The 22,016-nt window shown below is 44.3% G+C and carries 20 protein-coding genes, 1 tRNA gene and 1 pseudogene; 8 read left to right on the forward strand and 14 right to left on the reverse strand.

Annotation, left to right across the window (positions count from 1 at the left end; genetic code table 11):
- Window positions 1-174: 174 nt before the first annotated feature.
- Both ABID27_RS06865 and ABID27_RS06870 read right to left on the reverse strand, forming a co-directional pair.
- Window positions 175-744, reverse strand: coding sequence for a DsbA family protein (locus ABID27_RS06865; RefSeq protein ID WP_354281160.1), 570 nt, complete (start codon window positions 742-744; stop codon window positions 175-177).
- Window positions 744-1,604, reverse strand: a complete 861-nt coding sequence (locus tag ABID27_RS06870; RefSeq protein WP_354281162.1) for an SDR family oxidoreductase — start codon at window positions 1,602-1,604, stop codon at window positions 744-746. Before ABID27_RS06870 ends, ABID27_RS06865 begins: the two co-directional genes overlap by 1 nt.
- A 137-nt stretch (window positions 1,605-1,741) precedes the next feature.
- Here ABID27_RS06870 and ABID27_RS06875 point away from each other — a divergent pair, with 137 nt between their 5' ends.
- The 4 genes from ABID27_RS06875 to dusB all read left to right on the forward strand — a co-directional run bounded on the left by ABID27_RS06875 (window position 1,742) and on the right by dusB (window position 6,431).
- Window positions 1,742-2,176 carry an Rrf2 family transcriptional regulator gene (locus tag ABID27_RS06875; RefSeq protein WP_253364899.1) on the forward strand — a complete coding sequence of 145 codons (435 nt, stop codon included), beginning with the start codon at window positions 1,742-1,744 and terminating at the stop codon, window positions 2,174-2,176.
- Between the two features lie 87 nt (window positions 2,177-2,263).
- Window positions 2,264-4,513, forward strand: coding sequence for a bifunctional glutamate--cysteine ligase GshA/glutathione synthetase GshB (gene gshAB / locus ABID27_RS06880; RefSeq protein WP_354281164.1), 2,250 nt, complete (start codon window positions 2,264-2,266; stop codon window positions 4,511-4,513).
- A gap of 69 nt (window positions 4,514-4,582) precedes the next feature.
- Window positions 4,583-5,455, forward strand: a complete 873-nt coding sequence (hslO, locus tag ABID27_RS06885; RefSeq protein WP_354281166.1) for an Hsp33 family molecular chaperone HslO — start codon at window positions 4,583-4,585, stop codon at window positions 5,453-5,455.
- Entirely contained in the window at window positions 5,442-6,431 is a 990-nt protein-coding gene (gene dusB, locus ABID27_RS06890; protein ID WP_253364896.1) for a tRNA dihydrouridine synthase DusB, read from the forward strand. The genes hslO and dusB overlap by 14 nt, the downstream gene beginning before the upstream one ends.
- 132 nt (window positions 6,432-6,563) lie before the next feature.
- Here dusB and glpK read toward each other — a convergent pair whose 3' ends face one another.
- The 5 genes from glpK to ABID27_RS06915 form a co-directional block, all read right to left on the reverse strand.
- Window positions 6,564-8,069 carry a glycerol kinase GlpK gene (glpK, locus tag ABID27_RS06895; protein ID WP_354281168.1) on the reverse strand — a complete coding sequence of 502 codons (1,506 nt, stop codon included), beginning with the start codon at window positions 8,067-8,069 and terminating at the stop codon, window positions 6,564-6,566.
- 70 nt (window positions 8,070-8,139) lie between these two features.
- Window positions 8,140-9,177 carry an AAA family ATPase gene (locus ABID27_RS06900; RefSeq protein WP_354281170.1) on the reverse strand — a complete coding sequence of 346 codons (1,038 nt, stop codon included), beginning with the start codon at window positions 9,175-9,177 and terminating at the stop codon, window positions 8,140-8,142.
- Window positions 9,178-9,278: 101 nt separating this feature from the next.
- On the reverse strand, window positions 9,279-9,791 hold the full coding sequence (locus ABID27_RS06905; RefSeq protein ID WP_253364894.1) for a GNAT family N-acetyltransferase: 513 nt from the start codon (window positions 9,789-9,791) through the stop codon (window positions 9,279-9,281).
- A complete protein-coding gene (locus ABID27_RS06910; protein ID WP_354281172.1) occupies window positions 9,792-12,242 on the reverse strand; it encodes an ATP-dependent Clp protease ATP-binding subunit in 2,451 nt (816 codons plus the stop codon).
- Between the two features lies 1 nt (window position 12,243).
- Window positions 12,244-12,702, reverse strand: coding sequence for a CtsR family transcriptional regulator (locus tag ABID27_RS06915; protein ID WP_253364891.1), 459 nt, complete (start codon window positions 12,700-12,702; stop codon window positions 12,244-12,246).
- Window positions 12,703-12,845: 143 nt separating this feature from the next.
- Here ABID27_RS06915 and ABID27_RS06920 point away from each other — a divergent pair, with 143 nt between their 5' ends.
- Window positions 12,846-13,205, forward strand: a complete 360-nt coding sequence (locus ABID27_RS06920) for a DUF6568 family protein (protein WP_253364889.1) — start codon at window positions 12,846-12,848, stop codon at window positions 13,203-13,205.
- A gap of 36 nt (window positions 13,206-13,241) precedes the next feature.
- Here the strand turns inward: ABID27_RS06920 and ABID27_RS06925 are convergent, their stop codons facing one another.
- The 3 genes from ABID27_RS06925 to rpsB form a co-directional block, all read right to left on the reverse strand.
- Complete coding sequence (locus ABID27_RS06925) at window positions 13,242-14,384, reverse strand: MFS transporter (protein ID WP_354281208.1); 1,143 nt, start codon at window positions 14,382-14,384, stop codon at window positions 13,242-13,244.
- 75 nt (window positions 14,385-14,459) lie between these two features.
- On the reverse strand, window positions 14,460-15,500 hold the full coding sequence (gene tsf, locus ABID27_RS06930; protein ID WP_354281175.1) for a translation elongation factor Ts: 1,041 nt from the start codon (window positions 15,498-15,500) through the stop codon (window positions 14,460-14,462).
- Window positions 15,501-15,613: 113 nt separating this feature from the next.
- Window positions 15,614-16,390, reverse strand: a complete 777-nt coding sequence (rpsB, locus tag ABID27_RS06935; protein WP_253364885.1) for a 30S ribosomal protein S2 — start codon at window positions 16,388-16,390, stop codon at window positions 15,614-15,616.
- 247 nt (window positions 16,391-16,637) lie between these two features.
- On the opposite strand from rpsB, the gene ABID27_RS06940 reads away from it, so the two are divergent.
- Window positions 16,638-16,708: transfer RNA gene (locus tag ABID27_RS06940), tRNA-Cys, on the forward strand.
- A 102-nt stretch (window positions 16,709-16,810) separates the two neighbouring features.
- Here ABID27_RS06940 and nusG read toward each other — a convergent pair.
- The 4 genes from nusG to pbp2a all read right to left on the reverse strand — a co-directional run bounded on the left by nusG (window position 16,811) and on the right by pbp2a (window position 20,029).
- Window positions 16,811-17,350: a transcription termination/antitermination protein NusG gene (gene nusG / locus ABID27_RS06945; RefSeq protein ID WP_253364883.1), complete on the reverse strand. Its 540-nt coding sequence runs from the start codon at window positions 17,348-17,350 to the stop codon at window positions 16,811-16,813.
- Between the two features lie 111 nt (window positions 17,351-17,461).
- Window positions 17,462-17,638, reverse strand: a complete 177-nt coding sequence (secE, locus tag ABID27_RS06950; protein WP_253364881.1) for a preprotein translocase subunit SecE — start codon at window positions 17,636-17,638, stop codon at window positions 17,462-17,464.
- Between the two features lie 9 nt (window positions 17,639-17,647).
- Window positions 17,648-17,800 carry a 50S ribosomal protein L33 gene (gene rpmG, locus ABID27_RS06955; protein ID WP_253364879.1) on the reverse strand — a complete coding sequence of 51 codons (153 nt, stop codon included), beginning with the start codon at window positions 17,798-17,800 and terminating at the stop codon, window positions 17,648-17,650.
- A gap of 48 nt (window positions 17,801-17,848) precedes the next feature.
- Window positions 17,849-20,029: a penicillin-binding protein PBP2A gene (pbp2a, locus tag ABID27_RS06960; RefSeq protein WP_354281178.1), complete on the reverse strand. Its 2,181-nt coding sequence runs from the start codon at window positions 20,027-20,029 to the stop codon at window positions 17,849-17,851.
- Window positions 20,030-20,181: 152 nt separating this feature from the next.
- Here pbp2a and ABID27_RS06965 point away from each other — a divergent pair, with 152 nt between their 5' ends.
- On the forward strand, window positions 20,182-21,150 hold the full coding sequence (locus tag ABID27_RS06965; RefSeq protein WP_253364874.1) for an NAD(P)/FAD-dependent oxidoreductase: 969 nt from the start codon (window positions 20,182-20,184) through the stop codon (window positions 21,148-21,150).
- A gap of 1 nt (window position 21,151) precedes the next feature.
- A pseudogene (locus ABID27_RS06970) lies at window positions 21,152-22,015 on the forward strand (RluA family pseudouridine synthase).
- The last annotated feature ends 1 nt before the right edge of the window (window position 22,016 follow it).

A 22,016-nucleotide genomic window follows, 5' to 3' on the forward strand; every position in this document is an offset into this window, starting at 1 on the left:
TAGGCAGGAGTTTCACCTGCAAGTTTTACATTACACTCTATTTTATAAAAAAAACGAACATTTTTCAAGAAGATACCTTAAAAAAGAGTGAACAGGCCACTCTTTTTCTTATTTTTTGATGATATTATGCCATTTGCTGAACAAGTCTGTAATGACTTTCCAACTCTTCCAGCGTCATAGCTCCGCTACGCAAATCGTAAATTTTCCCATTTTTTCAATTAGGAGTGTTGGATAAGATTGGACACCAAATGCACGCGCCTTGGCAATGTCTGAGTGGTTTTTCCCGCTGGCTTGCTCACCCAGAAAGGCTTGAGCCAGACTATCTTCTTCTAGTCCGTAGGCTTGGGCTAGGTCTGTGTAGGTTGCGACGTCAGAGAGGGATTTTCCATCTTGGTAAAAGGCCATTTGTAGATCTTGGGCTAGGTCCAAATGCTTGTCCATAGGAAGTTGATCTCGCAATAATCCATAGCCAATCGCGGCATCATTGGAAGACAAAACCAAGTCGCCTACTTCCAATAGTTTCTCATAGGTTGAACCAAAGGTAACACCAAACAACTCTTGAATCTGCTGATTGGCTTCTGGGAGGTGTGGGTACTGAGACAGACTGGCCCCGCGGTCAAACAATCCTCCAGAGATGACTTCCATATCAAGCTCAGGATGTGCTTTCATAAATGGAAGTAAGACCGCTCCGAAACCATAACACCAGCCACAATAAGCATCCCAAATATAGTAAACTTTCATCATTAAGCCTCCAATAAGGTGCGAAGGCTCTCTACAACAGGAGTCGCTGGGCGTCCCAAGATGGCTTCCAAATCTGAAGTCTGAGCATCTAAGTAATTTTCAGCGATGGCTGCTTGCAAGCCTGCAAAATCAGGAGCAGCTTGTTCTGGGAAGCCTCCTGCTACTAAGGCTGCAACGACATCATCAAGACTACCTTTTTCAGCTACCATGTCTTTTCCTGTCGCTTGTGATAGAGCAGCAGCCAAGTCAGGATAGGCCAAGCTTTGACCAGATAATTCAAGAATTTCTTGTGGACGATCAGCTAGCAATACTTTTGCACCCGCTTCTGCCAAATCCTTACGAGACACCCAAGCGACCTTGCTGTCTGCATTGGCACCGTAGACTAATTTTCCTGATGTCAGGGCTGGCAAGATGAGCGGCATTTCATTTTCCAAGTACCAGTTGTTGCGTAGGCTAGTGAAGGTGAGACCCGATGCTTTCAAGGCTGCCTCAGTATAACGATGGTCGTCTCCGAGGGCAAAGTCTTTTGCAACTGTATCTGCACCTGCAAGTGAGGTATAGGCCATGTAGCTCACACCTGCTGCTACTGCTGCATCAATCACATTTTGATGCTCTGCCTGACGATTGCCGGGAACACCTGAAACTAACAAGACTTTATCAATCCCTTTACAAGCCGCGAGCAGACTATCCTTATCTGTGTAATCTCCAATACGAATCTGAATACCAGCCTCTTTCAGAGCTTTCCCTTTTTCCTCTGAACGCACCAAGGCAAAAATATTTTCCTTATCAACGGCTGTTTGTAAGTAATCAATCACAGCACGACCATAGCCACCATTTGCACCTGTAATAAGATAATTTGTCATCGCTATACCTCTTTTGTTGTATTTTTATTTTATGCATGTAGTTTGCAAGATAAAAACTAACTTGTCAAGAGAAATGTTTTTTTATTTTATACAAGTGTGCTATAATAAGTCTACATTCTGAAAGGAAAGGTTTTCTTATGAAACAATCCGTCTTATTAAGCGATAGTGTCCATATCATGGTCTACCTAGCCACTGTGACCGAGCCTCATTTGCTAAAAAGCGATGCCATTGCAGATAGTATCCTGACCAATCCATCCAATGTCCGAAAAATCATGGGGCAATTAAAAAAAGCAGGTCTCATCACTAGTCAACAAGGCAAGGCTAGCCCACAGATTACAAAGCCCTTGACTGACATCAGTCTACTCGATATTTTCAAATCACTTCCTGGTGAGAACGAGCTCTTGTCCGTTGATAAAAAAACCAATCTCGAGTGCAAAGTCGGAGCAAATATCCAAGCAATTCTGCAGGAACGCTACCAAGAAATTCAAAAAATTGCTGAGGAAGAAATGGCCAAAACAAGCCTTGCAGAGCTAGTCAGTGACCTGACAGCGCAGACCGCCACTTGCCCCTGACAAGCCAGTTCAGCCGTAGCGGAAATTTGTCATTCAGCGCCAAAGAGTTTACAATAAAACTAACGAATAAAGCAAGGTAAGACACGCATGAAACTTTCACAACTTTTACAAAATGCACCCGCAAATTTGCCTATTTTGCAAGCAACTTTTGGTCTGGAAAGAGAATCCCTCCGCATCAATACCCAGCACCGAGTTGCCCAAACACCACACCCATCTGCTTTTGGTTCTCGAAATTATCATCCTTATATCCAAACAGACTACAGCGAGCCACAAATCGAGCTCATCACACCAATCGCTCAATCAACCGAGGAAGCACGTCGGTTTTTGGGAGCTATTACCGACGTAGCGCAACGCTCATTGGAACATGATGAGTACCTTTGGCCTCTTTCCATGCCACCATACATCACGGCAGATGATATTCAGATTGCTGCTTTAGAGGACCCTGTCGAATACCGCTACCGTCAAGGATTGGCAGAACGTTACGGCAAACTCCTCCAGTCCATGAGCGGCATTCATTACAATATGGAGCTGGGAAAAGACCTGACTGCTCAGCTTTTTTCACTCAGTGGTTACTCAGATAAGCTGGCTTTCAAAAATGACCTCTATCTGAAAATCGCGCAAAACTTTCTCTACTATCGCTGGTTTTTGACCTACCTCTATGGCGCAACACCAATTGCTGAAAAAGGATTTTTAGAAAAAGACTTGACGCGCCCTGTTCGTTCTCTGCGCAATAGTTCCTACGGCTATGTCAACCACGAAGACATCCATGTCTCCTTTGCCAGCTTGGAAAACTACATTTCCGACCTAGAGGGTTATGTGCAGTCGGGGCAATTATCCGCAGAAAAAGAATTTTACTCTGCTGTTCGTCTACGTGGTAGTAAGTTTGTCCGTGACTATCTGGAAAATGGAATTCAGTATATGGAATTCCGCTCCTTTGACCTCAATCCATTTGACCATCTGGCCATCAGCCAAGAAACCATTGATACTGTTCACCTCTTTATCCTTAGCTTGATTTGGATGGAAGATTTGGACAATGTTGATGAGAAATTATCTTGGGCGACTGACCTCAACGAAGCCATTGCCCTTGCTCATCCTTTGGATCCACTACCTGACCAAGCCCCTATACAGGATATTTTGACTGCCATGACAGCTGTCATTGATCAGTTCCAGCTGGGGGATTACTACCTTAGCTTGTTGGAAAAAGTCAAAGCGGCACTTGCAAATCCAGAGTTGACACTTGGTGGGCAGCTTTTTGCTCAGATTGACCAACTATCATTGGAAGTATTTGGACGCAACCAAGGCGCAGCCTTTCATCAGCATGCCTGGACGGCACCTTATGCGCTCAAGGGCTACGAAAGCATGGAACTCTCTACTCAGATGCTCTTGATTGACATCATCCAAAAAGGGGTTCATTTTGAGATTCTGGATGAAAATGACCAATTCCTCAAACTCTGGCATGGCAACCATGTCGAATACGTCAAAAATGGCAATATGACTTCTAAAGATAACTACGTTGTCCCACTGGCTATGGCCAATAAAACTGTCACCAAGAAAATTTTGGATCAGGCTGGTTTTCCAGTTCCAGCAGGTAGCGAGTTTGCTACCAAGGAAGAGGCCCTCAACTACTATCGCTTAGTTGCGGATAAGGCCATTGTCGTCAAACCAAAGTCTACTAATTTTGGTCTAGGGATTTCCATTTTCCAAGAACCAGCTAGCTTGGCGGATTATGAAAAAGCCATTGATATCGCCTTTGCGGAAGACTCTGATGTCTTGGTGGAAGAATTCATCCCGGGAACTGAATACCGTTTCTTCGTTCTTGATGGTAAATGTGAGGCAGTTCTGCTCCGCGTCGCTGCCAATGTCGTTGGAGATGGTCGGCAGACCATTCGCGAGTTAGTCGCAGAGAAGAATAAAAATCCTCTCCGCGGACGTGACCACCGCTCTCCCCTTGAAATCATCAACCTTGGTGACATCGAACTTCTCATGCTCGAACAGCAAGGCTACACAGCCGATACCATTTTACCTACTGGTGTCAAAGCTGACTTGCGTGGCAACTCCAACATCTCAACGGGTGGTGATTCCATTGATATGACAGAGCAAATGGATCCTTCTTACAAGCAACTGGCTGCTGATATGGCTAGCGCCATAGGAGCTTGGGTCTGTGGGGTCGATCTCATCATCCCTGACCGCCACCTAATCTCCACAAAAGAAGTGCCAAACTGTACCTGTATCGAGCTCAATTTCAACCCGTCCATGTACATGCACACCTATTGTCATGAAGGACCAGGCCAAATTGTAACACGAAAGATTTTAGATAAATTATTTCCTGAGGTTTAATGACCAGCTTGCCATTTGGCAAGCTTTTTCTCTTCGCTCCCACCTTGCTTTTGTGCTATAATATTCCTTATGGACAAACTGATTAAAACTATTTCAAGTAATGGGCATTTCCGTGCTTTTGTGCTCGATAGCACAGAGACTGTACGGACTGCTCAGGAAAAACATGACACAATGGCTTCTTCTACAGTGGCTTTGGGGCGAACTTTGATTGCCAGCCAAATTTTAGCTGCAAATGAAAAAGGGGATACAAAAATCACCCTAAAAATTCTCGGAGATGGTGGTCTTGGTGCAGTCATTGCCGTTGCAAATTCTAAGGGACAGGTCAAGGGCTACATCCAAAACCCCGATGCTGACTACAAACGGACTTCTACAGGTGAGGTTATCGTAGGCCCACTCATCGGTGCAGGGCAATTTTTGGTCATTACCGACTATGGAACAGGCCATCCTTACCATTCTATGACTCCGCTCATTTCCGGGGAAATCGGTGAAGACTTCGCCTACTACATGACAGAAAGTCAGCAGACACCATCTGCCATCGGGCTCAATGTCCTCTTGGACCAAGATGATAAAGTCAAGGTCGCTGGAGGCTTCATGTTGCAAGTCTTGCCTGGTGCGACCGACGCTGAGATTAGCCGCTTTGAAAAACGGATTCAAGACATGCCTGCTATTTCTAGCCTCTTGGCCTCTGAGAATCCTAGTCAAGCTCTCTTACAAGCCATTTATGGTCAAGATGAGTACAAACTCTTATCAGAAGAGCCCTTGCACTTCGTTTGTGACTGTTCAAAAGAGCGCTTTATGGATGCACTCGCTAGCTTGCTAACCTCTGACCTACAAGAAATGAAAGAGGAAGATAAGGGAGCTGACATTACCTGCCAATTCTGCGGCAGCCACTACCACTTTGATGAAACAGACTTGGAGGAACTCATTCATGACAAATCTTAACACCCCCTTCATGATTGGAAATGTCGAAATTCCCAATCGTACCGTACTAGCTCCTATGGCTGGTGTGACAAACTCTGCCTTTCGTACCATTGCCAAGGAAATGGGTGCTGGACTGGTTGTCATGGAAATGATTTCCGAAAAAGGCTTGCTTTACAATAACGAAAAAACCCTCCACATGCTTCATATCGATGACAATGAAGCTCCAGTTTCCATCCAACTTTTCGGCGGAGATGCTGAAGGGCTCAAGCGTGCGGCGAACTTTATCCAAAACAACACTAAAACCAACATCGTTGACATCAACATGGGTTGTCCCGTTAACAAGGTCGTAAAAAATGAAGCTGGCGCTAAATGGCTCAAAGACCCTGAAAAAATTTACCATATCGTCAAGGAAGTGACTTCTGTTCTCGACATTCCCTTGACAGTTAAAATGCGGACTGGCTGGAATAGCCCTGACCTAGCTGTTGAAAACGCCCTGGCTGCTGAGTCTGCCGGTGTTGCTGCCTTGGCCATGCACGGACGTACCCGTGAGCAAATGTATACAGGGACAGCGGACTTAGAAACTCTGACCAAGGTTGCCAAGGCCATTACCAAGATTCCATTCATCGCAAACGGCGATATCCGTACTGTCCAAGATGCTCGTCAGCGTATCGAAGAAGTCGGAGCCGATGCCGTCATGGTTGGACGTACTGCCATGGGGAATCCTTACATTTTCAATCAGATTAACCACTATTTGGAAACTGGCGAAATCCTGCCTGACCTCTCTTTCGATGATAAACTCAACATCGCATTTGAACACTTGACACGTCTGACAGCCCTCAAAGGGGAAGGCATTGCTGTTCGTGAATTCCGTGGACTAGCACCTCACTACCTTCGTGGAACAGCCGGTGCTGCAAAAATCCGCGGAGCCGTTGCCCGTGCCGAATCCATCGCAGAAGTCCAAGACCTCTTTGATCAAGCACGCGCACATGCCAAATAAAACCTAGATAAGCCATATTTATTAAAATAAAAGGAGTTGGAACAAAAGTTCCCAACTCCTTTTTTGTACTAGAAAACAGTGATTTAGTGAAAAGAGACTTCTACGAAATCACGATTTTTTCCTACTCTTTTTTTATTCATCCTCGGCAAAAACCTGAGTAGCCTTGACTGCTTGTTTCCAGCCTTTATAAAGCCGTTCTTTTCTCTCCTCTTCCATCATTGGTTGGAAGATTTGCCCGAGGTGATTTAAGGATTGGAGTTCGTCCAAATCTTGCCAAAATCCTACTGCTAGACCTGCCAATAAAGCTGCACCCAAAGCTGTCGTTTCCAGATTTTTAGCACGCTCGATTTCAATACCTAGAATATCTGCCTGAAACTGCATCAGATAGCTATTCATAGCTGCACCACCATCCACTTTTAACCGAGGAATTTCAATCCCCGAATCCAGACGCATGGTATCTACCACATCCCGAACCTGATAGGCAATCGATTGGAGAGTAGCCTTCACAAAGTCTTCCTTGCTGCTCCCCCGCGTCAAGCCAAAGACAGCTCCACGCGCTTCTGAATTCCAATAAGGTGCCCCCAAGCCCGTAAAGGCAGGTACAACATAGACTTCATCATCACTTTTTGAATTCCGCGCCAGGTCCTCAGATTCCTTGGAGCTCTCAATCATCCGCAAACCATCACGCAGCCATTGAACTGCACTCCCTGCAATGAAAATCGACCCTTCCAGCGCATAATTGACCTGACCATTAATGCCGTAAGCAATTGTCGTCACCAAATTATTTTCAGACAGTTGCATCTCCTGACCTGTATTCATGATGATGAAAGAGCCTGTGCCATAGGTATTCTTGATCATGCCCGGTTCAAAAGCCAGCTGACCAAATAAGGCTGCCTGCTGGTCGCCTGCCATCCCCGCAATCGGCACCTGTCCACCATAGAAATGATAGGCTGCTGTCGTCCCATAAATCTCTGAATTTGACTTCACCTCTGGCAACATGGCAAGTGGAATGTTAAGCAAATCCAAGATTTCTTGGTCCCATTTGAGTTCTTTAATATTGTAGAGCATGGTCCGCGACGCATTGGAATAATCTGTCACGTGCACTTGCCCGCCGGTCATTTTCCAGACAAGCCAAGTATCAATGGTGCCAAAGAGCAATTCTCCCTTTTCCGCACGCTCCTGTGCTCCATCAATATGGTCCAAAATCCAGCGAACCTTTGTCGCTGAAAAATAAGCATCTATCATCAAGCCCGTCTTCTCATGAATCATGTCAAGATGACCAGCCGACTTGAGGTCCTCAGCTAAATCCGCTGTCTGACGTGACTGCCAGACAATGGCATGGTAAATCGGTGCTCCTGTCTGTTTGTCCCAGACAACCGTTGTTTCACGCTGATTGGTAATCCCGATCGCCGCAATCTGGTCTGGCTTAATCCCGCTTTCAATAAAAGCATCCGCAATCACCGACTGCACCGAATGCCAGATTTGATTGGCATCATGTTCTACCCAACCTGCTTGTGGAAAAATTTGTGGAAACTCTTTTTGGCTACTTGCCACTTGTTGGCCATCGTGATTGAAAATAATGGCTCTCGAACTGGTTGTTCCTTGGTCAATAGCCATAATATAAGGCGCTGTTGTCATATCAACCTCTCGTAAACGTTTTCTTTTATTATACCTCAAAAGAGTAAAAAAAGCAGGATGAACCTGCTTACTAGTCTCCTTGATAAATGGCATCAATCAACTCAATGGCTGTTTGATAATTTTCAGCATAGCTTCCATCTAAGAAATGCAGAGGCACCTGCGGATGATTGCGCATCACCAATTCTTTCAAGAGCTCAGTAAATGCTTGACGAATCGACTCATCGGCCATGGACATATCACGGAATCCATCATCCACATAAGACCCCGTTGGCAATACAAAGAGAATCAAAGCCCATTTCTCACTCTTGGCAGTATCTGCACAAAGCGAGTGAAAAGAGGTCGACGTCTTACCGATATAGTAATCGTAGTAAGCCTGAGTCACTGTCGAGTTGGTATCAGCAATAACCAGCCCTTGATTGCTATCTGAGTCAATCAGGTCTGCCGTTTGACGGTACTGCCCCGTCAAGAGATAATTGTAGTCCTTGCCTGTCAACTCATCATCGCGGACATTGTAGCGCTGCTGGTAATAGCGCGAGTACTCAAGCGACACCGGACTAGAATAATACCGCCCCAAATCACGTGCCAAAGTCGTTTTCCCATTAGAGGCCGAGCCAACAATCAAGACATTTTTTGAGAAATGACGTCGAAAAGGTCTCGCAATCTCATTCCAATACTTGATTGGATTTTCTCGAATCAAGGTCGCTGAAATTCCAAAATTTCGCTCTGTAAAATGTGCCTTAAAGCCACGGCTTTCGAGTTCCTCAGCATAATTTTTTTCTGAAACATAGAAATACAACTCTTCGTCATCAGCGATGTCCGTCATCGCTGTCAAAGCATTCAGCCAGGGAGTCCAGCCTTTTGGATAAGGAGGCATTCCAGTCTCATCCAGCATCAGCACCGTCACCGAAGACTCATCATTAAAGGTCTCACGGATATAGCGGAAGCGCTTCTGCAAACCCAATCCAATCTTGTGGCCACGGTCATTTCCATAACCAGAAACGATCACAATGGCACGGCTACATTCTCGCTTAGCGCGCTGAATGAGGTCAATGTGTCCCTTATGCATGGGTGCAAAAGTCCCAAAAATTACTGCAACTTGTTTTTTCATAGTCTTCCCTTTTAAACTTACTCCCTCTATTTTACAGAAATGACGCGCCTTTGCCAATTATTTGGCACATAAAAGAGACTGGACTTTCGTCCAATCTCTGCTTACAAATCCTTCAGATAGATATAATCCGTATCCACCGTGTCTCCCATCTGAAAATGATGCTCACCGACATGGCGGAATCCATGACTTTTGTAAAATGCAAGAGCAGATTGATTGTGTTCCCAGACACCTAACCAGACGGACTGGCATTCCTTTTCACGTGCTCGCTCCAAAGAAAATGCCATTAGTCGACTACCATAGCCACGACGTTTTCTATTGGCACGCACATAAATCCGCTGAATTTCCAAGGTATTGTCCGCGACATATTCTGTCTGGGCAGCTCCCGTATTGAGCTTGAGATAGCCGGCTATCCCCATCTCATCCTTCAAAAAGTACACTTCTGACTCTGGATTTTCCAACTCAGCGACCAATACATCTCTGCTATAAACATCATCCATGTAGGCTTGAATATCCTCTTCCCGATTAACCGCTCCAAATGTATCATAGTAAGTTTCTCGGCAGACTTCCTGTAAGGACACCACCTCATCTGGCCCGATTTTAATCAATTCTAACATCTAGTTCTCCACAATGTCAAACTTAAGCTGTCCAGCCTTCACACCAATCTTGAGTGTCTGACCCGACTTGACTTCCTCGCGTAGCAACATTTCTGCCAGCTGGTCTTCCACCTTGTTCTGAATCAATCTACGCAAAGGACGGGCTCCCATCTCAGGGTCGTAGCCCTCTTTAGCCAGCAATTTCAGTGCAGATGGTTGGAATTTGAGGTCAATCCCTTTCTCAGCTGTCACAGCATAAAGTGGTTTAACCATGACTTTGACAACTTCTTCCATATCCTTGTCTGACAGGCTGTGAAAAACAACTTTCTCATCAATCCGGTTGATAAATTCTGGACGATATGCTTTTTTCAATTCTTCAAAAATTCGTTTTTCCACATGGGCTTGATTGTGAGACAGATCCGTCGCCCCAAAACCAACCGTCTTATCATCTCGCAAGGCTGTCGCGCCTAGATTTGATGTCATGATAATAATGGTATTTGAAAAATCAACCTTACGTCCCTTATTGTCCGTCAAGACCCCATCATCCAAGACTTGCAAGAGGACATTGAAGATATCCGAATGCGCTTTTTCCACCTCATCAAACAAGAGAACCGCATACGGTTTATTCCGCACTTTTTCAGTCAACTCACCGCCCTCATCATATCCAACATAGCCTGGAGGCGCACCGTTAAGACGAGATGCCGCAAATTTTTCCATGTATTCTGACATGTCAAAGCGGATAAGCGAGGACTCATCATCAAAGAGCACTTCTGCCAATGCCTTGGCTAACTCGGTCTTCCCAACCCCAGTTGGCCCCAAGAACAGGAAGGAACCAATTGGGCGTTTTCCTGTACGGATACCAGATTGGTTTCGACGGATAGCACGGCTAATGGCTGAAATAGCTTTGTCTTGCCCAATCACACGTTGGTGCAGTTCTTTTTCAAGATTAAGGTATTTCCTGGCATCTGTTTTACTCAACTTCGTAACAGGAATACCTGAAAGGCGGCTCAGGGTCACTAAGACATGATCTTCTGTCACTTGAAGATTGTAATGGCTAGATGGCTGCTCATCTTCTAACTCTTTGACTAGAAGGCTTGCGACCGTCTTGTACTTACCAGCTAGTAAGGCACGGTCAGCAGCTGACATACTGGCATCTTCCACCGCTACTTTCCGACTATTTTGGACGGTGGCACTTGCTTCATCCAAGAGGTCAATCGCAGAGTCTGGAAGATTTTTCCCCGTCAAATACCGTTTGGCAAATTTTACAGCCGTTACAATGGCTTCATCTGTAATTTCCACCTTATGGTGTTTCTCATACGATTGCTTCAAGCCACGCAAAATAGCAATGCTATCTTCCACGCTCGGCTCTTCTACCGTTACTTTGGCAAATCGACGCGAGAGAGCCGCATCTTTTTCAATGTGCTTTTGGTACTCATCCTGCGTTGTCGCACCAACCATATGCAAGGTTCCACGAGATAAGGCCGGTTTTAAAATATTGGCCGCGTCCAGAGTCGAGTCAATCCCCGAACCAGACCCCATGATGGTGTGCAATTCATCGATGAACAAAATAACCTTACCATCTTCTTCAATATCATTGATGATATTGTTCATTCGCTCTTCAAAGTCCCCACGAAAACGAGTTCCAGCTACCACTGCCATCAATTCTAATTCCAGCACCCGCATACCAGCCAAGCTTGCGGGCACATCGCCACTTGCTACTCGCTGCGCCAAACCAAGCGCCAAAGCTGTTTTACCGACACCTGCTTCACCAACTAGGACAGGGTTATTTTTCGTTTTCCGAGACAAGATTTGGATCATCCGCGAAATCTCTTGGTCACGTCCGATGACAGGCTCCATCTTGCCTTCCTTAGCCAAGGCTGTCAAATCACGACTGTAATCTTCCAAACCGCCACTTTGAGCCTGGGGCATTCCCATCATTCCCGCAGCAGAATTCTGTGGACTAGGATTGCCACGAAGCAACTGGCGAATGGCCTTCAAATCATCCTTGCTGAAGCCAGCCTTGATTTCCAAATTCTTCCGCAAATCCACCAAGCGAATCTTATCGTCCGAGTCCTCCAAATGAAAACCAACTCTATCTAAAATCAGCACCGCAGCCGAACGCTTGTCCAAAAGCATGGCAAGAAAAAGATGTTCTGTCCCAAGCTGACTTGCCTTGACAACATCTGCAATCTTTTCAGCCCAGTCCAAGGTTTCCTTTGACTTCTTAGAAAGCGGCAAAATGCCTTCAAAGGCAATATGATCCTGGTAAAGGTGGTCTGTAATCACGTAGGCCGCATCTTCAAAATCACTCCCATCAATAGGGTATTCCGCCAACACTGTCCCTGCAATGGTATCTTGATTAACTACAAAGGCTAGCAAAAAATGCCATGTCTCAACAAAATCACTTCCATAGCGACGTGCAATAATCTGCGCATCTTCAAGCGCACGCTCCACTCCAATCGAATACTTCATTCTAGTCCTCTTTCCTATCAATAGCACTTAATATCTCACGCATCATTCGAGCACGAATATAGGAAGCCTCTTCTCCCAGCACCTCATTTCCAGCAGTCGCTAAGAAAAGATTTCCCTCTCTCTCTGTAATCAATCCCTCATCAAACAAGAGCTGCATCAGGTCTTGAAAGACTGCCCAAGACAGGCTAATCCCCATATTTTTTTGTAAATCGCGAATGAGCTCATGCTTATCCGAAAAAGTCACCCGACCAATCCGAATATAGCCTCCTCCACCGCGCTTACTCTCAACGATATAGCCTCGACTGGCTGTAAACCGTGTTTTAATCACATAGTTGATCTGGCTTGGTACCACCTCAAAACGACTGGCCAACTCACTTCGTTTGAGTTCTGCAACACTCGCTGTCTCTAAAATGGCCTTGATGTGTTCTTCAATATAATCCGATGTATTCTTCATGGCCAACTCTTCCTTTCCATACTGACTAACTTTGACTATTCTTTTATTATATCGAAAATAGCCCTATTTGGAAAGCAAAGACCACTTTTGCTATCCCTTACTTGAAAAATCACCGTCTTTTTCATATACTAAAACAAAAAGGAGAAATTATGTTTACACCACAAGAATTTTTAGAACAAGTCCAGCAATTTACAACTGTTACTCCTGCAGAAGCTAAAGAATTATTGCAAAAAAAGGACGGTAGCATCCTCTTTATCGGGCGTGAAACCTGCCAATATTGCCGACGTTTCTGCAAAACATTGGCTCAATTTGCAGCTGAAGACAAGCAAACCATCTACTTCCTCCACAGCCAAAGCCCTGACTATTCCGCAGCAGAAATTGCTGACCTGCGCAACCAATACCAAGTTGTGACCGTTCCAGGCTTTCTTTTTGCCACTCCAGACGGTGTCCGAGTTCGCTGCGATTCTAGCATGACCATCGATGACATCCGCACTTTTACAAGCCTATAAAAAAATAAGAAGCTGGAATAAAAATTCCAGCTTCTTTTATTTTCTTGCCAAACGGTAACAGACCAAGGCCAATACCATCATCCCAGCAGTTACAAAAAATGGAAGGACGTATACATCCAGAGCCAAGGCCGCCAAGGCTTTTGTCAATACTAAAGGTGTCAAGATAACCCCGACATTTCCAGCAGTAAGTGCCATACTAGTGATAAAATTGATTTGTTTTGGTTTATATTGTTTAGCAATCGCATTAAAGATTGCTGACATGCCACCCACAAAACTCGCGCCAATCAAGATAGAAGCAATGTAGAAGACAATCAGGTGATCGCCGAAAGTAAACAGCAGATTTCCCACACCCATCGCTACCAACATAACTGGCAAAGTTGCTTCCTGCAAAGCTTTGGCCAATTTCCCGAAGAAAACTCCCAAGATAATTCCTGAAAATGCCAACACGGTCAACATCTGACTTGAGGCTAATTCACTGTAGCCATAGCGAGTCACAAGAAGGCTCGGAATCTTCACTGTCGCGCCAATATAGGCAAGCCCAATAAAAAAAGTTATCAACATCCAGAGGATTACTCCCTTGTCAAATACGACTGACTTTCCCACACTTTCCCCTGCAGAAGGAATTTCATCCACAAGTTTGTGGAAAACAAACAAGACTGGCAGAGCCAATAGATAAACCAAGAAAATATAGCGCACTCCGACCAACAAGGCCAAGCCAACTAAAAAGGTCGTAACCGTTTTGCCCACATTCAACACAGCTGTACGTAGGCCAATCATGCTCGCCCGTTTTTCCCCATCAAAATAGTCACTAATCAAGCTGATTGACAGAGAATTGTAGAGACCAATCCCTACTCCCAACAAGAGACGACTAATGAGGACCAACTGAAATTGCTGGCTCGAAAAGGATAGAATTCCCGAAAGCAAGATTAAGACGAGACCCAGTTCTACTGTATTTTTCTTGCCTAATTTCGTCACAATCAAGTTGCTCAAAATCACCACAATCGTGATGGTCATCGCTGGAATCGTCACCAATGTTTCCACAGAAGCTAGACTAATTTGGGGATTACTAGCATGATAAAAAGTATAAAGCTTTGGAATAGCCGGCGCAATCGCCAAATGCGACATCAAAAAGAAAGAGATAGAGAGCAAGGCTGCACTCAAATAATTTTGTTTTTTCATCATTCCTCATCATTCCTAAACAATAGAAAAGGCTGACGACTTGCGTCAGCCTTTTCCTGCATAAATGTAAATTTCTTATTTACCAAGAGCTGCCGCCATTGTAGCTGCAACTTCTGCTTCAAAGTCATTTGAAGCTTTTTCAATACCATCACCAACTTCGAAACGAGCGAATGTTACGGCTTTAGCATTTACTGACTCAAGGTAAGCTTCAACTGTCTTGCTGTCATCCATGATGTACACTTGTGCAAGAAGTGTGTAAGCTTGGTCAACTTTAGTGTTGTCAAGCATGAAGCGGTCCATTTTACCTGGAAGGATTTTGTCCCAGATTTTTTCTGGTTTGCCTTCAGCAGCCAATTCAGCTTTGATAGCTTCTTCAGCAGCAGCAATTACTTCGTCAGACAATTGAGCTTTTGAACCGTATTGAAGGTGTGGAAGAGCTGGTTTACCAACCATTGCACGGCTTTCGTTATCTTGATCGATGACGTGGTTCAATTGAGCCAATTCGTCTTTCACAAATTGTGGGTCCAATTCAGTGTATGAAAGAACTTGTGGTTTCATGGCTGCAACGTGCATTGAAACTTGTTTAGCAAGCGCATCGTCGCCACCTTCGATAACAGTGATAACACCGATACGACCACCGTTGTGTTGGTAAGCACCGAAGTGTTGCTCATCCGTTTTTTCAACCAATGCAAAACGACGGAATGAGATTTTTTCTCCGATTGTAGCAGTTGCTGATACAAATGCTTGTTCCAATGTTTCACCTGAAGGCATTGTCAAAGCAAGTGCTTCTTCGTTGTTAGCAGGTTTGCCTTCTGCGATAACTTTAGCTGTTTCGTTTACCAAAGTAACGAATTGGTCGTTTTTCGCAACAAAGTCAGTTTCTGCATTCACTTCGATAACTGCTGCAACGTTACCGTTAACGTAAACACCTGTCAAACCTTCAGCAGCAACGCGGTCTGCTTTTTTAGCAGCCTTAGCCATACCTTTTTCACGAAGTAATTCGATTGCTTTTTCGATATCACCGTCAGTTTCTACCAATGCTTTTTTCGCGTCCATAACGCCAGCACCTGATTTTTCACGCAATTCTTTAACAAGTTTAGCTGTGATTTCTCCCATGTCTATTCTCCTATTATTTTTTATTGATGAATAATAAAACGAGACAGAGCGGTCTGCATCTGCCCCGTTTTAATGTTTATTTACTTATGTTGAACTGTACTCAAACGTACTGATTATTTACCTTCAACAACTTCAACCAATTCTTCGATTGATTCAGTTGATGCTGGTTCAGCAGCCAATTCAGCTTCTACTGCTGCAACGCTGTCTTCACCTTGGTTACCTTCGATGATAGCGTCAGCCATTTTAGCTGTGATCAATTTAACAGCGCGGATAGCATCGTCGTTTGCTGGGATGATTACATCAATATCATCTGGGTCAGTGTTTGTATCGACCATCGCTACAACTGGGATACCCAATTTTTTAGCTTCTTTAACAGCGATTTGTTCTTTATGTGGGTCAACAACAAACATTACGTCTGGAATACGTGGCATATCTGCGATACCGCCCAAGAATTTTTCAAGACGAGCGCGTTGTTTGTTAAGAAGTGCAACTTCTTTCTTAGGAAGAACTTCAAAAGTTCCTTCTTCTTCCATACGGTTGATTTCTTTCAAACGAGCGATACGTTTTTGGATTGTACCCCAGTTTGTAAGAGTTCCACCCAACCAACGGTGGTTGATGAAGTATTGACCAGCACGGATAGCTTCGTCTTTAACTGCTTCTGCAGCTTGTTTTTTAGTACCAACGAACAAAATAACTGCGTCGTTTGCTGCTGCATCACGAACGAATTCGTAAGCTTGGTCAGCCAATTTTACAGTTTGTTGCAAGTCGATAACGTGGATACCGTTACGTTCTGTGAAGATGTATTTAGCCATCTTAGGGTTCCAGCGACGAGTCTGGTGACCGAAGTGTACACCAGCCTCAAGAAGTTGTTTCATTGAAATTACTGCCATGAGTATTTCTCCTTTTGTTTTTTCTCCTCTCCCAAACGTCAGCTTGCAGAGCAACCACAAGGGCAACAGCCCCACAATGGATTCAGGATGAGTATTTGTTGCATACACAACCTCATCAGTATAACAGATTTTGCTCCATTTATCAAGTGAAATCAACCATTTTCAGCCCAAATACCAATATTTTCATTCGCTAGCAATTTTTCCACTTGACCAAAAATCTATTTTACGGTAGAATAGTTTCTGTTATGGCGGTATAGCCAAGTGGTAAGGCACGGCTCTGCAAAAGCTTGATCGTCGGTTCAAATCCGTCTACCGCCTTTATGTGTCTAAAGAAAAGTTCGATATTTCGGGCTTTTTTGTTTTATCGGCAAGTATACTGCACTCCACATTCAAAAAACCAGTCCTTTGGACTGGTTTTTCTTACAATTCTGCGATTTGGTTTAGGCTAACTTCTGCTACAGTATCGTTACCGAACATAGAGATAATCATTTTCACCTTGTTGTTATCAATCTCAGAAATCTTGCCTTCATATCCAGAAAAGGCTCCGTCAATGATACGAACAGTGTCACCAACTTGTACCTTAATATCAAATTCTTGAACAGTTTGTCCCATTGATACGAGGATTTGACGGATTTCTTCTTCCAAAAGCGGAGTTGGTTTTGAACGGTTTCCGTGTGACCCAACGAAACCTGTAACGTTTGGTGTGTTACGTACAACAAACCAAGCTTCGTCTGTCATGACCATCTCAACCAAGACATAACCTGGGAAACGGTTTTCTTCTACTTCTTTTTTCTCGCCATTTTTCTCAACTTGGACAGTCTGAGTGGGAATTTCTACGCGCAAGATATTGTCCAACATGTCATAAGTGTGGGCACGTTGAAGAAGGTTCTCCTTGACTTTATTTTCATAACCAGAGTAAGTTTGAAGGACAAACCAGCCCTTATCAAAAGAATCTAACATAATTTGCTTCCTTTCGTTTTTAGGAATTTTTAAATTTTTTCATAAGAAAAAAGCCCGAAGGCTTTCGCTGTCTTCATTATATCATGGCAAGAATGCCCATGCAAGTATTTACTAGAAAAGATTAAGCATGGCAATCAAACCTTTTGACAATACTAAGTCAAAAAGGTAGATGATGATCACAAAGAAAGCTGAGTATTGCAAAACAGAAACAAAGTCTGTCCATCCTTGCTTTTTCGTCGGCCAAGTCGTGTCTTTAAGAATTTGAATCGTATCTTTCAAAAATTTCACGTCATTCTCCTATCTGGTTTCTTTGTGGACCGTATACTGACCACAATGTTTACAATATTTATTTACTTCTAATCGTGTTGGTTTTGGAGTGCTAGAAAGCTTAATTGAGTAGTTTCTAGAACCGCAAATGGTACACGCTAGGCTTGCTTTTTTTAATGCCATAGAGCCCTCCATCTCAACTATTTTACCATTTTTTTATCCATTTGACAACTAGTTAAACCAAGAGTTTACTGTATCCCAGAGTGTTTTTGCACGTCCTGGCAGATTAGCATCCTCTAATCCCTTTTTGGTTTGCTCTAACAGATTTTTTGCCTTATCTGAAATATCTTTGATATTGGCATCAATATCTACCTTGCTCTTGTGGCCTGTATCTGGTGTCGTCGCTACAATTCCGTTAGCAACATAGGCATTTTCTACATTAAAGCTAGTTCCAGCCGTATTTGGCAAGATTGCACCCGCCACCGTCTGAAAGACGACTGGCGCCATCCACGAATTGCTGCCGTCAATATAATGGTGCTCATCTGTTTTTTCAAAACCGACCCACTGGGTCATGACCAAATCAGGTGTGTAGGCGATAATCCATTGGTCATTAATCAAGTCTGCATTGAAACTGGTCTCCGTTGTCCCTGTTTTCCCAGCAAGATTGTAGCCATAAACATCTGCATTGGCACCTGTACCATTTGTGTAAGTCCCTAGCATCATCGAAGTCATCTTGTCCGCGACGGATTTGTCAATCACGCGCTTGCTGGTTGATTTGTGCTGTGCCAACACTTGTCCACTTGCTGATTCAATTTTTGTAATCAGATGGGCATCTTTCATCACTCCACCATTTGCAAAGGTTGAATAAGCCTGAGCCATCTGCAATGGATTCGTTGAAACACCGCTACCGATTGAAACTCCTAGAACACGGTCAACCTTGTCCATATTGAGACCAAACTTACTACCGTACTCAAAGGCTGTATCTACTCCCAGTTGATGGACAATCGAAGCTGCTGGAAGGTTGTAGGATAGGGCTAGGGCTTGGTACATGGGGATGGTTTCCGATGTGTTGTAATCGTAGTTGTGGAGGGTGTAATTGCCATAGGTCTCCGTATGATTATCCAGAGCCTTATCAATGGCCCATCCAGCAGAAACGGCTGGTGCATAGGCTACTAATGGCTTAATGGTCGATCCTGGACTACGTGCAGATTGGGTTACAAAGTTAAAACTACGAAAGGTTGCATTTTCAGAACTATTGACACGGCCAACAAGAGCACGAACACCGCCAGTTTTAGGATCCAAAGCAACATGAGCTGACTCTGCAATTTCTCCATCATGAGGTGACGCTGGGAACATACTTTCATCATTGTAAATCAACTGCACGCTGGCTTGAGAATTTTGGTCCATCTCTGTGTAAATGCGGTAGCCGTTGTTAATGATATCACTTTCTTTGAAGCCGTATTTTTCAATAGCTTCTGCCACCACCGCATCAAAATAAGATGGGTAGTTGTAGTCGTCCTGCTTGCCTGTATAGGCATCATGGAGCTGACTAGACAAGTCTACGGCTTTTTCTGCCTTCAAGGTTGCATCATCGATATAACCTGCTTCCTTCATCACGCCCAGCACCGTATTGCGGCGATTGGTTGCATTTTCAAGCGAATAATAGGGATTGTAAATCTCCGGACCTTTTAGCATCCCCGCGATAACAGCTGATTGTTCGATGGATAAATCTGCAGCGCTGATGCCAAAGTATTTCTTACTGGCATCTTCTACACCCCAGACACCATTCCCAAAATAAGCGTTGTTGAGATACATGGTGAGGATTTCATTTTTACTGTACTTTTTATTGATTTCCAGCGCTAAAAAATATTCCTTGGCCTTACGGCTCACTGTTTGTTCTTGGGTTAGGAAGGCATTTTTTGCCAACTGCTGGGTAATGGTCGACCCACCACCTGAGCGCCCCAAAGTCACAAGAGCCAACAGAGTCCGCTTGTAGTTAATTCCCGAATTTTTATAAAAAGTGCGGTCTTCTGTAGCAATGACGGCATGTTCCAGATTATCTGAAATGGCATCTAGCTCCACATAGGTCCCCTTTTGACCCGAAAGCGTACCAGCCTCTTTTCCATCTTTATCATAAATGACCGTACGCGCCTTCAGCGCAGCCTGCAAATCTCCCACATTCGCAGTTTTTGCCAAGTAGAATAAATAACCCCCAACAGTCAAGACCACGACTCCGATGACAATCAAAAAAATCTTAGTCAGTTGATAGCGACGCCAAAAACGACGAATAGGTTCTGGAATCTTTGACTTTTTCTTTGGGTGATCAGCTAGCTCTCCGCGACGGCTGCGGCGACTGAGTCGCTCGCCTTCTTGCGAAAATTCATCATCATATAGATTTCTATCTTCTTGCATGACATTCCTCTTTCTTATCTATTTAGTTCATTATACTACATTCTATTCTTTCTTAGGAAAATTTACTGGGCTCGGTGTTCCAGCGGATTTTCCCAAGTCAATCCCCTAGAATTATGATAAAATGGATGTATTCTGTTTTGAAAGGGAACATTATGTCTGAAACTTTTGATATTACGATTATTGGCGGCGGTCCTGTCGGACTTTTTGCCGCTTTCTACGCTCATTTACGTCAAGCCAAGGTCAAAATCATTGATTCCTTGCCACAATTAGGCGGGCAACCTGCCATCCTCTATCCTGAAAAAGTGATTTTGGATATCCCTGCCTATCACCGCATCACTGGTCAAGAATTGACCGAACGCCTCTTGGAACAACTGGAAAGCTTTGACACAACTATCTGCCTCAATGAAACTGTAACAGCTATTCATCACGGCGAAACTATCACTCTTGATACAAGCAAAGGCAGCCACCAAACCAAAACCGTTATCGTTGCAATGGGTGGAGGAGCTTTCAAACCACGTCCGCTTGAAATTGAACATGCTGACCAATTTGAAAATGTCCGCTACCACGTTTCTAATCTGCAGCAGTATTCCGACCAAGACTTAGTCATTTTAGGCGGTGGAGACTCTGCTGTGGACTGGTCTTTGGCCTTCGAACCAATCGCCAATAAAACGAGCATCGTTCATCGTCGCGATAATTTCCGAGCTTTAGAGCATAGTGTAGAAGCCCTTAAGCAATCCAGCGTTGACATCTATACACCATTTACTCCCAAAGCCCTTATCGGCGAGGGAAAACGAGCTACTCATATTGAGTTTAACAAAGGAAAAAGTGATGAAACACTCACTTTGCCTTTTGACCAACTCTTTGTCAACTACGGCTTCAAGTCCTCCGTCGGTACCCTCAAAGAATGGGGCCTGGACTTGCAACGCAATCGCATCATTGTCAATAGCAAACAAGAAGCCTCTCTTCCAGGTATCTATGCAATTGGAGATTGCTGTTTCTACGAAGGAAAAGTTGACCTCATCGCAACTGGCTTAGGTGAAGCTCCTACAGCCGTTAACAACGCGATGAACTTTATCAACCCCGCAGAAAAAATCCAACCAAAACACTCTACGAGCTTGTAATATGAAATACACCATCCTCATCCCACCAGCTTTTCCACAAGCAACGGTCAAGGAAGTCTTAGAAGACTACTTTCTCATTCCACGGAAAATCCGTCACTTTTTGCGCACAAAAAAACACGTCCGTGTCAACGGGCAGCCCATCAATTGGCAAAGTAGGATTTCAGCTGGTGACCTTTTGGAACTGACCTTTGACGAAGAAGACTATCCTGAAAAATCTATCCCTTTCGGCGACGCTGACTTAGTGGATTGCCTTTATCAGGACCAACACCTTATTATCGTCAATAAACCCGAGGTCATGAAAACTCATGGCAATGAACCAACGTAAATTGCCCTACTCAACCACGTTTCCGCCTTTGTCGGCCAGACTTGTTATGTGGTTCATCGGCTCGATATGGAAACAAGCGGCGCTGTTCTTTTCGCAAAAAATCCATTTATCCTTCCCATTCTCAACCGCCTCTTGGAAGACAGAAAAATAAGCCGACAGTATCTGGCTCTCTGCCAAGGAAGTTTTGAATCCGAAAAAGTGACTTATCGCGATAAGATTGGGCGCCATCGCCACGATAGGAGAAAACGAGTGGTTGACCCGCGCCAAGGACAAAGGGCAACAACCCACGTCCAAGTACTAGAAAAAATTGGACGCAACAGCCTTGTCCAATGCAGACTCGAAACCGGTCGAACACATCAAATCCGCGTCCATCTTTCTCACCACGGACACCCCATCATTGGCGACCCACTCTATCATCCACAAAATGGAAGTCGACTGATGCTTCACGCTCAAAAACTAAGCTTGGTGCACCCATTGACGCTAGAAACCATTTCCGTCACCGCACATTCAGATAGTTTTGAGAAAAATCTAAAGAAATAAA

This window comes from Streptococcus gallinaceus (assembly GCF_040545695.1).
Classification (GTDB): Bacteria; Bacillota; Bacilli; order Lactobacillales; family Streptococcaceae; genus Streptococcus; species Streptococcus gallinaceus.

What these genes read in the sequence shown, in the direction of transcription:
- ABID27_RS06865 (WP_354281160.1), bottom strand. Translation starts at nt 744, where the DNA reads ATGATGAAAGTTTACTATATTTGGGATGCTTATTGTGGCTGGTGTTAT.
- ABID27_RS06870 (WP_354281162.1), bottom strand. Translation starts at nt 1,604, where the DNA reads ATGACAAATTATCTTATTACAGGTGCAAATGGTGGCTATGGTCGTGCT.
- ABID27_RS06875 (WP_253364899.1), top strand. Translation starts at nt 1,742, where the DNA reads ATGAAACAATCCGTCTTATTAAGCGATAGTGTCCATATCATGGTCTAC.
- gshAB (WP_354281164.1), top strand. Translation starts at nt 2,264, where the DNA reads ATGAAACTTTCACAACTTTTACAAAATGCACCCGCAAATTTGCCTATT.
- hslO (WP_354281166.1), top strand. Translation starts at nt 4,583, where the DNA reads ATGGACAAACTGATTAAAACTATTTCAAGTAATGGGCATTTCCGTGCT.
- dusB (WP_253364896.1), top strand. Translation starts at nt 5,442, where the DNA reads ATGACAAATCTTAACACCCCCTTCATGATTGGAAATGTCGAAATTCCC.
- glpK (WP_354281168.1), bottom strand. Translation starts at nt 8,069, where the DNA reads ATGACAACAGCGCCTTATATTATGGCTATTGACCAAGGAACAACCAGT.
- ABID27_RS06900 (WP_354281170.1), bottom strand. Translation starts at nt 9,177, where the DNA reads ATGAAAAAACAAGTTGCAGTAATTTTTGGGACTTTTGCACCCATGCAT.
- ABID27_RS06905 (WP_253364894.1), bottom strand. Translation starts at nt 9,791, where the DNA reads ATGTTAGAATTGATTAAAATCGGGCCAGATGAGGTGGTGTCCTTACAG.
- ABID27_RS06910 (WP_354281172.1), bottom strand. Translation starts at nt 12,242, where the DNA reads ATGAAGTATTCGATTGGAGTGGAGCGTGCGCTTGAAGATGCGCAGATT.
- ABID27_RS06920 (WP_253364889.1), top strand. Translation starts at nt 12,846, where the DNA reads ATGTTTACACCACAAGAATTTTTAGAACAAGTCCAGCAATTTACAACT.
- ABID27_RS06925 (WP_354281208.1), bottom strand. Translation starts at nt 14,384, where the DNA reads ATGAAAAAACAAAATTATTTGAGTGCAGCCTTGCTCTCTATCTCTTTC.
- tsf (WP_354281175.1), bottom strand. Translation starts at nt 15,500, where the DNA reads ATGGGAGAAATCACAGCTAAACTTGTTAAAGAATTGCGTGAAAAATCA.
- rpsB (WP_253364885.1), bottom strand. Translation starts at nt 16,390, where the DNA reads ATGGCAGTAATTTCAATGAAACAACTTCTTGAGGCTGGTGTACACTTC.
- nusG (WP_253364883.1), bottom strand. Translation starts at nt 17,350, where the DNA reads ATGTTAGATTCTTTTGATAAGGGCTGGTTTGTCCTTCAAACTTACTCT.
- rpmG (WP_253364879.1), bottom strand. Translation starts at nt 17,800, where the DNA reads ATGGCATTAAAAAAAGCAAGCCTAGCGTGTACCATTTGCGGTTCTAGA.
- pbp2a (WP_354281178.1), bottom strand. Translation starts at nt 20,029, where the DNA reads ATGCAAGAAGATAGAAATCTATATGATGATGAATTTTCGCAAGAAGGC.
- ABID27_RS06965 (WP_253364874.1), top strand. Translation starts at nt 20,182, where the DNA reads ATGTCTGAAACTTTTGATATTACGATTATTGGCGGCGGTCCTGTCGGA.